This is a genomic window from Pseudomonas wadenswilerensis, assembly GCF_900497695.1.
GTDB classification, from domain to species: Bacteria; Pseudomonadota; Gammaproteobacteria; order Pseudomonadales; family Pseudomonadaceae; genus Aquipseudomonas; species Aquipseudomonas wadenswilerensis.
Map to the genome: position 1 here is coordinate 151,292 of NZ_UIDD01000004.1, position 15,504 is coordinate 166,795.

Annotated in this window: 14 protein-coding genes; 9 read left to right on the forward strand and 5 right to left on the reverse strand. The window is 61.1% G+C overall.

Annotated features, from left to right (window positions below; translation table 11 throughout):
* Nucleotides 1–37: 37 nt before the first annotated feature.
* Together rhlB and CCOS864_RS05515 are read right to left on the reverse strand one after the other, a co-directional pair.
* On the reverse strand, nt 38–1,477 hold the full coding sequence (gene rhlB / locus CCOS864_RS05510) for an ATP-dependent RNA helicase RhlB (protein WP_415842520.1): 1,440 nt from the start codon (nt 1,475–1,477) through the stop codon (nt 38–40).
* A 102-nt stretch (nt 1,478–1,579) separates the two neighbouring features.
* The gene (locus tag CCOS864_RS05515; protein WP_115085402.1) at nt 1,580–2,236 is read right to left on the reverse strand and encodes an alpha/beta hydrolase; all 657 of its coding nucleotides are present in this window, start codon (nt 2,234–2,236) and stop codon (nt 1,580–1,582) included.
* 335 nt (nt 2,237–2,571) lie between these two features.
* On the opposite strand from CCOS864_RS05515, the gene CCOS864_RS05520 reads away from it, so the two are divergent.
* The 4 genes from CCOS864_RS05520 (at nt 2,572) to CCOS864_RS05535 (ending at nt 6,729) form a co-directional block, all read left to right on the forward strand.
* Nucleotides 2,572–3,600, forward strand: coding sequence for an amino acid ABC transporter substrate-binding protein (locus tag CCOS864_RS05520; protein WP_115085403.1), 1,029 nt, complete (start codon nt 2,572–2,574; stop codon nt 3,598–3,600).
* Between the two features lie 67 nt (nt 3,601–3,667).
* Entirely contained in the window at nt 3,668–4,846 is a 1,179-nt protein-coding gene (locus CCOS864_RS05525) for an amino acid ABC transporter permease (protein ID WP_115085404.1), read from the forward strand.
* Between the two features lie 10 nt (nt 4,847–4,856).
* A complete protein-coding gene (locus tag CCOS864_RS05530) occupies nt 4,857–5,954 on the forward strand; it encodes an amino acid ABC transporter permease (RefSeq protein ID WP_115085405.1) in 1,098 nt (365 codons plus the stop codon).
* Between the two features lie 10 nt (nt 5,955–5,964).
* Nucleotides 5,965–6,729 carry an amino acid ABC transporter ATP-binding protein gene (locus CCOS864_RS05535; RefSeq protein ID WP_010220739.1) on the forward strand — a complete coding sequence of 255 codons (765 nt, stop codon included), beginning with the start codon at nt 5,965–5,967 and terminating at the stop codon, nt 6,727–6,729.
* 77 nt (nt 6,730–6,806) lie between these two features.
* Here CCOS864_RS05535 and CCOS864_RS05540 read toward each other — a convergent pair whose 3' ends face one another.
* Together CCOS864_RS05540 and algW are read right to left on the reverse strand one after the other, a co-directional pair.
* Complete coding sequence (locus CCOS864_RS05540; RefSeq protein WP_115085406.1) at nt 6,807–7,736, reverse strand: IS110 family RNA-guided transposase; 930 nt, start codon at nt 7,734–7,736, stop codon at nt 6,807–6,809.
* A 259-nt stretch (nt 7,737–7,995) separates the two neighbouring features.
* A complete protein-coding gene (gene algW, locus CCOS864_RS05545) occupies nt 7,996–9,153 on the reverse strand; it encodes a Do family serine endopeptidase AlgW (protein WP_100782540.1) in 1,158 nt (385 codons plus the stop codon).
* Between the two features lie 229 nt (nt 9,154–9,382).
* On the opposite strand from algW, the gene CCOS864_RS05550 reads away from it, so the two are divergent.
* The 4 genes from CCOS864_RS05550 to cysN all read left to right on the forward strand — a co-directional run bounded on the left by CCOS864_RS05550 (nt 9,383) and on the right by cysN (nt 13,593).
* Complete coding sequence (locus CCOS864_RS05550) at nt 9,383–10,141, forward strand: Nif3-like dinuclear metal center hexameric protein (protein ID WP_115085407.1); 759 nt, start codon at nt 9,383–9,385, stop codon at nt 10,139–10,141.
* 136 nt (nt 10,142–10,277) lie between these two features.
* Entirely contained in the window at nt 10,278–11,195 is a 918-nt protein-coding gene (gene cysD / locus CCOS864_RS05555; protein WP_038998836.1) for a sulfate adenylyltransferase subunit CysD, read from the forward strand.
* A gap of 101 nt (nt 11,196–11,296) precedes the next feature.
* On the forward strand, nt 11,297–11,638 hold the full coding sequence (locus CCOS864_RS05560) for a four helix bundle protein (RefSeq protein WP_010220745.1): 342 nt from the start codon (nt 11,297–11,299) through the stop codon (nt 11,636–11,638).
* A gap of 53 nt (nt 11,639–11,691) precedes the next feature.
* The gene (gene cysN, locus CCOS864_RS05565) at nt 11,692–13,593 is read left to right on the forward strand and encodes a sulfate adenylyltransferase subunit CysN (protein ID WP_115085408.1); all 1,902 of its coding nucleotides are present in this window, start codon (nt 11,692–11,694) and stop codon (nt 13,591–13,593) included.
* Nucleotides 13,594–13,693: 100 nt separating this feature from the next.
* On the opposite strand, the gene CCOS864_RS05570 is transcribed toward cysN, so the two are convergent.
* Complete coding sequence (locus CCOS864_RS05570) at nt 13,694–14,173, reverse strand: Lrp/AsnC family transcriptional regulator (RefSeq protein ID WP_115085409.1); 480 nt, start codon at nt 14,171–14,173, stop codon at nt 13,694–13,696.
* A 128-nt stretch (nt 14,174–14,301) separates the two neighbouring features.
* On the opposite strand from CCOS864_RS05570, the gene CCOS864_RS05575 reads away from it, so the two are divergent.
* Nucleotides 14,302–15,498: a methionine gamma-lyase gene (locus tag CCOS864_RS05575; RefSeq protein ID WP_115085410.1), complete on the forward strand. Its 1,197-nt coding sequence runs from the start codon at nt 14,302–14,304 to the stop codon at nt 15,496–15,498.
* Nucleotides 15,499–15,504: the final 6 nt, after the last annotated feature.

Here is a 15,504-nt window from a genome sequence, read left to right on the forward strand (position 1 = left end):
GTAGGAGCGGGCGTGCCCCGCGATAGGCTCAACGCAATCAGTGATGCTTGCGCGGTACCGGCTTGAGCAGCTCGGTCGGCGGCATCTCGCAGCTGATCTTGCGTCCCAGCAGCTCCTCGATGGCCGGCAGCTGGTAGGAGTCATCTTCACCGGCAAAGCTGATCGACACGCCGCTGGTGCCGGCACGACCGGTACGGCCGATGCGGTGCACGTAGTCGTCCGGGTCTTCCGGCAGGGTGAAGTTGATCACATGGCTGATACCGTCGATGTGGATCCCGCGGCCAGCCACGTCGGTGGCCACCAGCACGGTGATGCGCCCTTCGCGGAAGCTCTCGAGGGTCTTGATGCGCTTGTGCTGCGGTACGTCGCCCGACAGCTGGGCGGCGTTGACACCGTCGCGCACCAGGCGTTCTTCGATGCGCCGTACTTCGTCCTTGCGGTTGGCAAAGACCATCACCCGTTCCCACTTGTTCTCGGTCACCAGGTTGTACAGCAGCTTGTACTTGTCGCTGCCGGCCACGGCATAGACGTGCTGCTCGACGGTTTCGCTGGCAACGTTCTCCGGCTCGATCTCGACGATGGCAGGGTCGGTGGTCCACTGCTTGGCCAGGTTCATCACGTCTTCGGTGAAGGTTGCCGAGAACAGCAGGGTCTGGCGTTCGCTCTTGGGTGGGGTCTGGCGGATGATCTGCCGCACCTGGGGGATGAAGCCCATGTCGAGCATGCGGTCGGCCTCGTCCAGTACCAGCACCTCGACCATGTCCAGGTGTGCTTCGCCGCGCTGGTTGAAGTCCAGCAAGCGGCCCGGGGTGGCCACCAGGATGTCGCAGTGGCGGGCTTCGAGGGCCTTGAGCTGCTTGTCGAAGTCCATGCCGCCGACGAAGGTCATGACGTTGAGGCCGGTGTATTTGGTCAGCGCCGCGGCGTCCTTGGCGATCTGTACCACCAGCTCGCGGGTCGGGGCGATGATCAGTGCCCGTGGTTCGCCCATGTAGCGCTCTTTCGGCGGCGGGGTCTGCTGCAGCTGGGTGATGATCGAGATCAGGAAGGCCGCGGTCTTGCCGGTACCGGTCTGGGCCCGGCCGATGGCGTCTTTGCCGCGCAGGGTGTAGCCCAGGACCTGGGCCTGGATCGGCGTGCAGTAAGGGAAGCCGAGGTCGTGGATCGCATGCATCAGCTCGGGCGAGAGCTTGAAGTCATGGAAACGGGTCTTGCCTTCCTGCGGCTCGACGGCGAAGTCTTCCAGCTTCCAGGTGGAGGCTGCGGGTTTTGGCTTGCGCTCACGGCGCGGCTTGGCCTCGGCCGGTTTCTCGGCGCGGGCCGGGGCCGGTGCAGGGGCTGCGGCCTCGGTCTTGAGCGGAGCCGACGGGGCAGGGGCCTGGAGTGCTGCGGGCGGCTGCATCACGGGGGCAGCGGTTTCGGTGGCGAGTTGCTCAACCTCGCTCTTGCCGAACATCTTCTTGAGTGCTTTGAGCACGGTCATCTCATCAATTGGTTAAGGAATGTACGCCGGGCAGTGTAATGCAAGAATCGGGCGCGGCGTAGTGGATTGCACTGACAACTACAGGGAACTCTGCATTTAGCGCAGGCGTTTGATCAGCCACTCGCCGATATCGCTGATTTCCTCAGGTAGCACCGCGTGTTCCATCGGGTATTCCTTCCACTCGGCGTTGACGCCCCAATGCTGGAGGTGCTCGAAGGCGGTTCGGCCCATCGCCGGCAGCACCACGGGATCATAAACACCGTGCAGGCACAGGGCCGGGGTCCGTTGCTGACAGGCGCTCAGTTCGCGTTCCTGGGCGAAGGTCGGGGCATAGGTCGAAAGCGCCAGTACACCGCCCAGGGCTTCTTGCCACTTTATATAGGCCGTGTGCAGTACCACCGCGCCGCCCTGGGAGAAGCCGGCGAGGATGATGCGCGACAGGGCCACGCCTTTTGCCTGTTCGGCCTTGATCAGTTCGATCACCTGCTCGGCCGATTCCTGCAGCTGCTCTTCATCAATGGCCCGCGCCGGGCTCATGGCCTTGATGTCATACCAGCTGGGCATTGCATAGCCGCCGTTGATGGTCACTGGCCGGGTGGGCGCCTGGGGCATGACGAAGCGGGTGGTCAGCAGCACTTCCTGCAAGGCCTCGGCGACCGGCATGAAGTCGTAACGATCGGCCCCCAGGCCGTGCAACCAGATCACACAGGCATCAGCGTTTTTTTGTGGTTCGAGAATCAGCGGGTGGGTCATGACTGCTCCGAAAGTGTGCGCGCGCTCTTGTTTGCGTGCATGAAATGAAGGCGCGTCGGGTAAATCCGGGAAAAACCTGTCGCAACGCTGCAAGTTTCCCTCTTGACGTGAACTGAAACGCTTTAGCCCCTCAGTGTGGTACGCGCTTTGCTATGAAACTCCTGATGCGAGGTTACACGTTTTGGACGGTAACACCCGTTAGCGGTCCCCAAGGCTGTCACAGAACAGCGCATTGCGCCAATTGACCCAAAAACAAGCCAACACGGGTCGGATGCGCCTCATAAGGGTGCGGTGCAATCCCGGCTCACACAACAAGAGCAAAACTGGAGGTTTGAATGAAGATGTTGAAATCCACACTGGCAGTGGTTACCGCTGCTACCGCGTTGAGTATCAGCGGTTTCGCACAGGCAGGTGCGACCCTGGACGCAGTACAGAAGAAGGGATTCGTTCAATGTGGTGTCAGTGACGGTTTGCCGGGCTTCTCGGTTCCGGATGCCAAGGGCAACATCGTCGGTATCGACGCTGACGTCTGCCGCGCGGTGGCTGCTGCAGTGTTCGGCGACGCCAAGAAGGTCAAGTTCAGCCAGCTCAACGCCAAGGAGCGCTTCACTGCGCTGCAGTCCGGTGAAGTCGACGTGCTGTCGCGCAACACCACCTGGACCAGCTCCCGCGACGCCGGCATGGGCCTGGTGTTCGCCGGTGTTACCTACTACGACGGCATCGGTTTCCTGGTCAACAAGAAGCTGGGTGTTTCCAGCGCCAAGGAACTGGACGGGGCAACCATCTGCATCCAGGCCGGTACCACCACCGAGCTCAACGTCTCCGACTACTTCCGCGCCAATGGCCTGAAGTACACCCCGATCACCTTCGACACTTCCGACGAGAGCGCCAAGTCGCTGGAATCCGGCCGTTGCGACGTGCTGACCTCCGACAAGTCGCAGCTCTACGCACAGCGCTCCAAGCTGGCCGCCCCGGCTGACTACGTGGTACTGCCAGAGACCATCTCCAAGGAGCCGCTGGGCCCGGTAGTGCGCAAAGGCGATGAAGAGTGGTTCAGTATCGTCAAGTGGACCCTGTTCGCCATGCTCAACGCCGAAGAGATGGGCATCAGCTCGAAAAACGTCGAAGCCGAAGCCAAGGCCACCAAGAACCCTGACGTGGCCCGTATGCTCGGCGCCGATGGCGAGTACGGCAAAGACCTGAAACTGCCGAAGGACTGGGTAGTACAGATCGTCAAGCAGGTCGGCAACTACGGTGAAGTCTTCGAGAAAAACCTGGGCAAGGAAACCCCACTGCAAATCGACCGCGGTCTGAACGCCCTGTGGAACAACGGCGGCATCCAGTACGCGCCACCGGTGCGCTGACGCTTGCAGCCTGCGGCGGCATTCGGCCGCCGCAGGCTGTTCGGTTCCCTTCCTTTCGGGGCATTACATGCAAAATAATATCGGCGCACCCAAGGGACTATCCCTGAGCGATCCACGTGTGCGTGCGTGGCTGTTCCAGATCCTCACCGTGGTCGCGGTGGTCGGTCTGGGCTGGTACCTGTTTCACAATACCCAGACCAACCTGCAACACCGCGGGATCACTTCGGGCTTCGACTTCCTTGAACGCAGTGCCGGCTTTGGCATCGCCCAGCACCTGATTCCCTATACCGAACAGGACAGTTATGCGCGGGTCTTCGTCATCGGCCTGCTCAACACCCTGCTGGTAACCTTCATCGGCATCATCCTCGCGACCCTGCTGGGCTTCATCATCGGTGTGGCGCGACTGTCACCGAACTGGATGATCAGCAAGCTGGCCACGGTGTATGTCGAGACTTTCCGTAACATTCCACCGCTGCTGCAGATCCTGTTCTGGTACTTCGCGGTGTTCCTGACCCTGCCGGGACCGCGGGGTAGCATCAATCTCAACGACACCTTCTTTATCAGCAACCGGGGCCTGAACATGCCCGGTGCTTCCATGGCCGAAGGATTTTGGCCATTCGTCGTCGCCGTGGGGCTGGCCATCATTGCCATTGTGGTAATGGTGCGCCTGGCCAACCGGCGCTTTGAGGCCACCGGCGAGCCGTTCCACAAATTCTGGGTCGGCCTGTTCCTGTTCTTCGGTATTCCGGCGCTGTGCGTGCTGCTGTTCGGCGCGCCGGTGCACTGGGAAATGCCGCAGCTCAAGGGCTTCAACTTCGTCGGCGGCTGGGTGCTGATCCCGGAACTGCTGGCCCTGACCCTGGCGCTGACCATCTACACCGCAGCCTTTATCGCCGAGATCGTGCGTTCGGGCATCCGTTCGGTGAGCTACGGCCAGACCGAAGCGGCCCGTTCCCTGGGCCTGCGCGAAGGGCCGACGCTGCGCAAGGTGATCATTCCCCAGGCCCTGCGGGTGATCATCCCGCCGCTGACCAGCCAGTACCTGAACCTGGCGAAGAACTCGTCGCTGGCGGCCGGTATCGGCTACCCGGAAATGGTCTCGCTGTTCGCCGGTACCGTGCTCAACCAGACCGGTCAGGCCATCGAGGTGATCGCCATCACCATGAGCGTCTATCTGGCCATCAGCATCAGCATTTCCCTGCTGATGAACTGGTACAACAAGCGCATTGCGCTGATCGAGCGGTGAGGACAAGCGCATGAGTACCCATGTTTTCAAACCTGATATGCCGCCACCGGTCAAAGCCGTCGGCGTGATGGCCTGGATGCGCGCCAACCTGTTCTCCAGCTGGCTCAACACCCTGCTGACGCTGTTGGCCGTGTACCTGGTGTGGCTGATCGTACCGCCGCTGCTGCAGTGGTCGATCTTCGACGCCAACTGGGTCGGCACTACCCGCGCCGACTGCACCAAGGAGGGCGCCTGCTGGGTGTTCATCCAGCAGCGCTTCGGTCAGTTCATGTACGGCTACTACCCGAGCGAGCTGCGCTGGCGTGTCGATCTGACTGTCTGGCTAGCGGTCATCGGCGCTGCGCCGTTGTTCATCTCGCGCTTCCCGCGCAAGGCGGTTTACGGCCTGGGCTTCCTGGTGCTGTACCCGATCGTCGCCTACACCCTGCTGCACGGCGGCTACCTGGGCCTGGCCACGGTACCGACCAACCAGTGGGGCGGGTTGATGCTGACCCTGGTGATCGCCACCGTGGGCATCGTCGGTGCCTTGCCGCTGGGGATCTTGCTGGCGCTGGGGCGGCGTTCGAACATGCCGGCGGTGAAGGTGGTTTGCGTGACCTTCATCGAGTTCTGGCGCGGCGTGCCGCTGATTACCGTGCTGTTCATGTCCTCGGTGATGCTGCCGTTGTTCCTGCCCGAAGGCATGAGCTTCGACAAGCTGCTGCGGGCCATGATCGGGGTGATCCTGTTCCAGTCGGCGTACATCGCCGAGGTGGTGCGCGGCGGCTTGCAGGCCATTCCCAAGGGCCAGTACGAAGCTGCTGCGGCCATGGGCCTGGGCTACTGGCGTTCGATGGGCCTGGTGATTCTGCCGCAAGCCCTGAAGCTGGTGATCCCCGGCATCGTCAACACCTTCATTGCCCTGTTCAAGGACACGAGCCTGGTGATCATCATCGGCCTCTTCGACCTGCTCAACAGCGTCAAGCAGGCCGCTGCCGACCCGACCTGGCTGGGCATGGCGACCGAGGGCTATGTATTCGCCGCCCTGGTTTTCTGGATTTTCTGTTTCGGTATGTCCCGCTACTCCATGCATCTGGAGCACAAGCTGGACACAGGCCACAAGCGTTAGGAGTGTTCCCATGAGTGAAGCGATCAAACAGCCTGTGAGCCCTGAAGGCATTATTCAGATGCAGGGCGTGAACAAGTGGTACGGCCAGTTCCACGTGCTCAAGGACATCAACCTGAATGTCCGTCAGGGCGAGCGTATCGTGCTGTGCGGGCCGTCGGGCTCGGGCAAGTCGACCACCATCCGTTGCCTCAACCGCCTGGAAGAGCACCAGCAGGGGCGCATCGTCGTCGATGGCGTGGAGCTGACCAACGACCTCAAGCAGATCGAAGCGATCCGCCGCGAAGTCGGCATGGTGTTCCAGCATTTCAACCTGTTCCCGCACCTGACCATCCTGCAGAACTGCACCCTGGCGCCGATGTGGGTGCGCAAGATGCCCAAGCGCAAGGCCGAGGAAATCGCCATGCACTATCTTGAGCGGGTGCGTATTCCGGAGCAGGCCAACAAGTTTCCGGGGCAGCTTTCCGGTGGTCAGCAGCAACGGGTCGCGATTGCCCGGGCGCTGTGCATGAAGCCGAAGATCATGCTGTTCGACGAACCGACTTCGGCGCTGGACCCGGAGATGGTCAAGGAAGTGCTCGATACCATGGTTGGCCTGGCGGAAGACGGCATGACCATGCTCTGCGTGACCCACGAGATGGGCTTTGCCCGCACCGTGGCGAACCGGGTGATCTTCATGGACAAGGGTGAGATTGTCGAGCAGGCAGCACCGGACGATTTCTTCGACCGGCCGCAGAATGAGCGGACCAAGTTGTTCTTGAGCCAGATTCTGCACTGACCCATTGGGGCTGCTTTGCAGCCCATCGCCGGCAAGGCCGGCTCCCACAGGTTCGGCGGTGGGAGCAACTGTCTTGATCAGGCTGTTTGCTCTCGCCAAGGGGTATTGTCCCGCAGCATTGCATTCAGCCTGACGATCAGCACCCGCATGCAAGCTACGAGTGCCACCTTGGCGCACTTGCCACGTGCCCGAAGTGCTTCGTAGCGTGCTTTAAATTCTGTGTTGTGACGGATGATGATCCAGCTCGACATGTACAGCACTCGCCTTACATGGGCCCGACCACCCCATATCTGGCGGTGCCCTCGATGGCTACCACTATCGTTGTTGTAAGGCGCTACGCCCACCAGAGCAGCGATCTGACGGCGGTCCAACTGCCCCAGTTCAGGCAGTGAGGCGAGCAGATTTGCGGCGGTTACTCGACCGATTCCGGTCACTGCCAATAACTGACGCGCCCTGGTATCGTCCAGTTGCACCATCGCCTGATCAATTTCTTCGTCGAGGCGTTTGATCAGCACTTTCAGGTGTTCTATGTGCTCATCAAAGTGGGCCATCGCCATTGCCGAGCGGCATTGCAGGCGACGCCGTTTGTAGTCATCACGGCTCTGCACAAATTGGGCGCGCTGCTTCACCAACTCGCGCAGCTCTTCGCGTTCCGGGCTGACCGGTTGGCCTTGAGGGGCGCTGAGGTGTGCAGCGAAGTCCGCAAGGACTTCGGCGTCGATCTTGTCGGTTTTGGCTTTTTTACCCATGGCATCGGCGAATTTTCGGGCACGGGCTGGGTTGATGCAGATGGTTTCCAGTCCTGCTGAGGCCAGGGCGATCAACACATCTTTCTCGTAGCCGCCTGTCGCTTCGATCAGCACTCGACTGATATTGAAGTCCTTCAGACGCTCAAGCAACGCCTCGAAGCCTGCGGAGTTGTTGGCCACTTCGAAGCGAATTTTCTGAGGCTTGATGCAGATTTCCAAAGTGGCTTTGGCAGTGTCGATTCCAACAGAAGACAACATGGCTGAACCCTCTTACACTCAGTTGTGAGAGCGCTCTGGCTTGGCCCACGCTTGTGATTCGAGAGGCGCTCAATCAACTGTTCGGGCTCGGGCCAGAGTGGAGAGGTGAATGGCAGCTTTGCTCCCACACGTGCTTTAAGCACTACCGGCGTACAGCTTGCCATTCACCGCTCTCACTTCTGATTCTATTCCTACCTCAAGACACAAGCCGGCCTTGCCGGCGATGGGTTGTGAAACAGCCCCGCTTCTTGGTAGAAGGTCAGTTTTCTTCTTTGGCAGCAAGTGCCGGCGGTGGACGCAAGCCAATCTCGGCGGTCAGCTTGAGCTCCTTGCCGTTGCGCATGACCTGGATCGCCACCTTGTCGTTAGGCTTGATCCGCGCCACCTGGTTCATCGAGCGACGGCCATCGCCAGCCGGCTCGCCGTTGATGCTCAGGATCACGTCACCCAGCTCCAGGCCGGCCTTCTGCGCCGGGCCATCACGGAAAATCCCCGCCACGACGATCCCCGGGCGCCCCTGCATGCCGAACGACTCTGCCAGTTCCTGGCTCAGCGGCTGCACCTCGATACCCAGCCAGCCACGGATCACCTGGCCGTGCTCGATGATCGACTTCATTACCTCCAGCGCCAGTTTGGTCGGGATGGCAAAGCCGATGCCTTGCGAACCGCCGGACTTGGAGAAGATTGCCGTGTTGATGCCGGTAAGGTTGCCGTTGGCATCGACCAGCGCGCCACCGGAGTTGCCCGGGTTGATCGCGGCGTCGGTCTGGATGAAGTCTTCGTAGTTGTTCAGGCCCAGCTGGTTGCGCCCGGTGGCGCTGATGATGCCCATGGTCACGGTCTGGCCGACACCGAAGGGGTTGCCGATGGCCAGGGCGACGTCGCCGATATGGATGTTGTCGGAGCGGCCGATGGTGATCGACGGCAGGTTCTTCAGGTCGATCTTCAGTACCGCGAGGTCGGTTTCCGGGTCGCTGCCGATCACCCGAGCCAGGGTTTCGCGGCCGTCCTTGAGCGCCACCACGATCTGGTCGGCACCGGAGGTCACGTGGTTGTTGGTCAGCAGGTAGCCTTCCGGGCTCATGATCACTGCCGAACCCAGGCTCGATTCCCAACGGCGCTGCTTGGGCAGGTTGTCACCGAAGAAGCGGCGGAACTGCGGGTCTTCGAACAGTGGGTGGGCGGTCTTGTTGACCACTTTGGTGGTGTACAGGTTGGCCACCGCCGGGGCGGCGATGCTCACGGCGTCGGCGTAGGACACCGGCCCCTGCATGATCCGCGTGGTCTGCGGCGCCTGTTGCAGGTTGACGTCCTGGCTGGGCAGGCCGACCCATTGCGGAAAGCGCTGGATGACCAACAGGGCGATCAGCACGCCGACCAGCAGCGGCCAGCCAAAGTAACGCAAAGCCTTGAACATTGAAGGAATCCTGGGAGTTGGCAGAGGGCCGATGACAGCTGGGAGCGTGAACGCGCGCGATCATACTGTGCCCGGGCTCGGGCAGGAACTGCTAAATCGTCACGAAAGCCAACAATGCCGGCCCCCAGGCAACTGCCGTCGGTTTCCCCAAACCCGGCGACGGCCCATAATGGCGGTCATTATACGGGGCCTTGGGCCGCGCTGAACTGCGAAATTGAGGAGTCTTTCCATGGCTGTTGCCCTGAGTACCCTGGTCGAGGAAGCCGAACGCTACCTCGGCAGCGCGAAAATCCAGGACTACTGCCCCAACGGCCTGCAGGTCGAGGGCCGTCCGCAGGTGACCCGCATCGTCAGCGGCGTCACTGCCAGCCAGGCATTGCTCGACGCCGCGGTCGAGGCCGATGCCGACCTGGTGCTGGTGCACCACGGCTACTTCTGGAAGGGCGAGAACCCGTGCATAACCGGCATGAAGCAGCGCCGGCTGAAAACCCTGCTGAAGAACGACCTGAGCCTGCTGTCCTACCACCTGCCGTTGGACCTGCACCCGGAAGTGGGCAACAACGTGCAGCTGGCGCGGCAGCTCGACATCACCGTCGAAGGCCCGCTGGACCCCGAGAACCCGCGGGTTGTTGGCCTGGTCGGGTCGCTGGCCGAACCGATGTCGGCACGGGATTTTGCCCGCAAGGTGCAGGACGTGATGGGCCGCGAGCCGCTGCTGATCGAAGGCGAGCAGATCATCCGCCGGGTCGGCTGGTGCACCGGCGGCGGCCAGGGCTACATCGACCAGGCGATTGCCGCCGGAGTCGACCTGTACCTGAGTGGCGAAGCCTCCGAGCAGACCTTCCACAGCGCCCGCGAGAACGGCATCAGTTTCATCGCCGCCGGCCACCATGCCACCGAGCGTTACGGCGTGCAGGCGCTGGGCGATTACCTGGCCCGGCGCTTTGCCCTGGAGCACCTGTTCATCGACTGCCCGAACCCGATCTGAAGCTAAAACGGCAGGGCATATTCTTATACTGTTTCGTTCTAGTTGGCCGCCTAAATAGAATCGGGTGCTGTGATAAAGTGGCTCGCTCGAACACGGCCCGCTGGCCGTCCATAAGATCGTATTTCCGTGAGTAACCATGGTCGACAAACTGACGCATTTGAAACAGTTGGAGGCGGAAAGCATCCACATCATTCGTGAGGTGGCCGCCGAGTTCGATAACCCGGTGATGCTGTACTCGATTGGCAAGGACTCGGCCGTGATGCTGCACCTGGCGCGCAAGGCCTTCTTCCCGGGCAAGCTGCCATTTCCGGTGATGCACGTCGACACCCAGTGGAAATTCCAGGAGATGTACAGCTTCCGCGACAAGATGGTCGAGGAAATGGGCCTGGAGCTGATCACTCACGTCAACCCGGACGGCGTCGCCCAGGGCATCAACCCGTTCACCCACGGCAGTGCCAAGCACACCGACATCATGAAGACCGAGGGCCTCAAGCAGGCGCTCGACAAGTACGGCTTCGATGCTGCCTTCGGTGGCGCGCGCCGCGATGAAGAGAAGTCGCGGGCCAAGGAGCGCGTCTATTCGTTCCGTGACAGCAAGCACCGCTGGGACCCGAAGAACCAGCGCCCCGAGCTGTGGAACGTGTACAACGGCAAGGTCAACAAGGGCGAATCGATTCGCGTGTTCCCGCTGTCGAACTGGACCGAGCTGGACATCTGGCAGTACATCTACCTCGAAGGCATCCCGATCGTGCCGCTGTACTTCGCAGCCGAACGCGAAGTGATCGAGAAGAACGGTACCCTGATCATGATCGACGATGCGCGCATCCTCGAGCACCTCTCGGAGGAAGAAAAGGCCCGTATCGTCAAGAAGAAGGTGCGTTTCCGTACCCTTGGCTGCTACCCGTTGACGGGCGCGGTGGAGTCGGAGGCCGAAAGCCTCACCGACATCATTCAGGAAATGCTCCTGACGCGCACTTCCGAGCGCCAGGGCCGGGTCATCGACCACGATGGCGCCGGCTCAATGGAAGACAAGAAACGGCAAGGGTACTTCTAAGCTTCAAGTTACAAGCGGCAAGCTGCAAGTTAGAAGCAAGATGCGTAGCTTCTGGATTTTGTCGGCTGCCGCCCCATTGTGGGCGCGTGAGAGTGCTCACAATGGACTTTGAGAAGCTTGCTGTTTGGCAGAGAAGCAAAGATTTGACGGTAGCGATTTACAGGCAGCAGAGGGTGTGCCGGGATCTTGGATTCAAGGATCAGATCACGCGGGCGGCACTTTCCATCCCGTCGAATATCGCTGAAGGCATGGAACGGAGAACGGCAAAAGAAAAGGTTCGTTATCTGTGTATTGCCAAGGCTTCCTGCGGTGAGTTGCGTACGCAGATCATCATCGGGGGAGAGGTAGGCTATCTGCCAAAGCCTTTGTCGAATGAGTGGATTACAGAGACTCGTGAGCTTTCAAGAATGCTGAGCGGGTTGATCAACAAAATTTCTGACTAGTTGTATGCCGACAAGCTTGCCGCTTGAAGCTTACAGCTTGGAGCTTGAATGTAATGAGCCACCAATCTGATCTGATCAGCGAGGACATCCTCGCTTACCTGGCCCAGCACGAACGTAAAGAGCTGCTGCGCTTCCTTACCTGCGGTAACGTCGATGACGGCAAGAGCACCCTGATCGGGCGCCTGCTGCACGACTCGAAGATGATCTACGAAGATCATCTGGAAGCCATCACCCGCGATTCGAAGAAAGTCGGCACCACCGGTGACGACATCGACCTGGCGCTGCTGGTCGACGGCCTGCAGGCCGAGCGCGAGCAGGGCATCACCATCGATGTGGCCTACCGCTACTTCTCTACCGCCAAGCGCAAGTTCATCATTGCCGACACCCCGGGCCACGAGCAGTACACCCGCAACATGGCCACCGGTGCGTCGACCTGCGACCTGGCGATCATCCTCGTCGATGCCCGCTACGGCGTGCAGACCCAGACCCGCCGGCACAGCTACATTGCCTCGTTGCTGGGCATCAAGCACATCGTCGTCGCGGTCAACAAGATGGACCTCAAAGGCTTCGACGAGGGCGTGTTCGAGAGCATCAAGGCCGACTACCTGAAGTTCGCCGAAGCCATCAACATGAACCCGAGCAGCCTGCACTTCGTGCCGATGTCGGCGCTCAAGGGCGACAACGTGGTCAACCGCAGCGAGCGTTCGCCGTGGTACACGGGGCCGGCGCTGATGGAGATCCTCGAAACCGTCGAAGTCGCGGCCGACCGCAACTTCACCGACCTACGCTTCCCGGTGCAGTACGTCAACCGCCCGAACCTGAACTTCCGTGGCTTTGCCGGCACCCTGGCCAGCGGCGTGGTGCACAAGGGCGATGAAATCGTCGTGCTGCCGTCGGGCAAGAGCAGCCGGGTCAAGTCCATCGTCACCTTCGAGGGTGAGCTGGAAAACGCCGGCCCCGGCCAGGCCGTGACCCTGACCATGGAAGACGAGATCGACATCTCCCGCGGCGACCTGCTGGTGCACGCCGACAACGTTCCGCCAGTGACCGACCAGTTCGACGCCATGCTGGTGTGGATGGCTGAAGAGCCGATGCTGCCGGGCAAGAAATACGACATCAAACGCGCCACCAGCTACGTGCCGGGCTCGATTGCCAGCATCGCCCACAAGGTCGATGTGAATACCCTGGAGCAGGGCGCTGCCAGTGCCCTGCAGCTCAACGAGATCGGCAAGGTCAAGGTCAGCCTCGACGCCCCGATCGCGCTGGACGGCTATGACAGCAACCGCACCACCGGTGCCTTCATTGTCATCGACCGCCTGACCAACGGCACCGTTGGCGCCGGCATGATCATCGCGCCACCGGTTGTGCCTCATGGCACCGTCGGCCAGCACGGCAAGCTGGCCCACGTGGACACTGCGGAGCGTGCCCTGCGCTTTGGCCAGCAGCCAGCCACCGTGCTGTTCAGCGGCCTCTCGGGCGCGGGCAAGAGCACCCTGGCCTACGCCGTGGAGCGCAAGCTGTTCGACATGGGCCGTGCGGTGTACGTGCTCGATGGCCAGAACCTGCGTCACGACCTGAACAAGGGCCTGCCGCAGGACCGCGCCGGGCGTACCGAGAACTGGCGCCGCGCCGCACATGTCGCGCGTCAGTTCAACGAGGCCGGCCTGCTGACCCTGGCCGCCTTCGTCGCCCCGGATGCCGAAGGCCGCGAACAGGCCAAGGCGCTGATCGGCAAGGAACGCTTGCTCACCGTCTACGTCCAGGCTTCGCCTCTGGCTTGCCGCGAGCGCGACCCGCAGGGCCTGTATGCCGCCGGCGGCGACAACATCCCGGGCGAAAGCTTCCCGTATGACGTACCGCTGGATGCGGATCTGGTGATCGACACCCAGAACGTCAGTTTGGAAGACGGCGTCAAGCAGGTGCTGGATCTGCTGCGCAAGCGTGGCGCGATCTAAGCGTTAGCGCGCTGAACAGGAAACCCCACCCCGGTGGGGTTTTTTGTTGCGTGCCGACAGGATGGGAGCGGGCTTGTCCCGCGCATATGACGGCTCGAACTTAGATGTGTTTTTCCGACACCGGAATCACCCGTTTCTCCTTCACCGCCTTGAACGAGAAGCTTGAGTAAATCTCCTTCACCCCCGGCAAGGTCTGCAGCACTTCCCGCGCAAACTCACCGAATGACTCCAGGTCCCGCGCAAGGATTTCCAGCAGGAAGTCATAACGCCCGGAGATGTTGTGGCAGGCGACGATTTCGGGGATTTCCATCAGCCGCTGCTCGAAGGCGCGGGCCATTTCCTTGGTGTGCGAGTCCATCATGATGCTGACGAAAGCAGTCACGCCAAAGCCCAGGGCCTTGGGTGAGAGGATGGCCTGGTAGCCGGTGATGTAGCCGGACTCTTCCAGCAACTTGATTCGCCGCCAGCAAGGCGAGGTGGTCAGCGAGACCTGGTCGGCCAGTTCGGAAACAGTCAACCGTGCGTTGTCCTGCAGGGCCGCGAGCAATGCGCGGTCGGTGCGATCAATGGTCGTAGGCATGTTTTACCCTCCGTGGTCTGAAATCGTTGTTTTTATGTCAATAACCATCCGAAGAGGTGGCTACATTTGGAAAAAAATCAGCACCTCAGTGGCATAAGCTTATAACAAACCACTAGAGGCTGTTTGCCATGAGCGGCACCAACAACAAATCAGGTTTTGCCACCCGCGCCATTCACCACGGTTACAACCCGCTGGACCACAATGGTGCCCTGGTACCGCCGATCTATCAGACGGCCACCTTTGCTTTCCCCACGGTCGAATATGGTGCTGCCTGCTTCGCCGGGGAAGAGGCCGGGCACTTCTATAGCCGCATTTCCAACCCGACCCTGGCCCTGCTGGAGCAACGCATGGCTTCGCTGGAGGGCGGGGAGGCGGGGCTGGCGCTGGCCTCGGGGATGGGCGCGATCACTGCCACCCTTTGGACGTTGCTGCGTCCCGGTGATGAAGTACTGGTGGGGCGGACCCTGTACGGCTGCACCTTCGCCTTTTTGCACCATGGCATCGGCGAGTTCGGGGTCAAGGTCCGGCATGTCGACATGAGCGATCTGCAGGCGGTGGCCGCTGCGATCAGCGATAGGACCCGGGTGATCTACTTCGAAACCCCGGCCAACCCCAACATGCACATGACCGATATCGCCGCCGTGGCCAAGCTTGCGCACCAGCACGATATCAGCGTCGTGGTCGACAATACCTATTGCACCCCGTACCTGCAGCGGCCGTTGGAACTGGGGGCCGACCTGGTGGTGCATTCGGCGACCAAGTACCTCAGCGGCCATGGCGATATCACCGCCGGTCTGGTGGTGGGACGCAAGGCGCTGGTTGATCGGATTCGTCTGGAAGGCTTGAAGGACATGACCGGCGCAGTGCTGTCGCCCCATGACGCCGCCTTGCTGATGCGCGGGATGAAAACCTTGACCCTGCGTATGGAACGCCATTGCAGCAATGCTCAAACCATCGCTGAATACCTGGAGCAACAGCCAGAAGTTGAACTGATCAGTTACCCCGGCTTGCCCGGTTTTGCCCAGTACGAGCTGGCACAGCGGCAGATGCGCTTGCCCGGCGGCATGATCGCTTTCGAACTCAAAGGTGGCGTCACCGCCGGTCGGCGTTTCATGAACGCCCTGCAATTGTTCAGCCGTGCCGTCAGCCTCGGTGACGCCGAGTCCCTGGCTCAGCACCCGGCAAGCATGACCCATTCCAGCTATATCCCAGAGGAGCTTGCCCAGTACGGCATTTCCGAAGGGCTGGTAAGGCTGTCGGTGGGCCTTGAGGACATCGACGACCTGCTGGCGGATATCCAACAGGCGCTCAAGGCCTGCGCCTGAACCCTT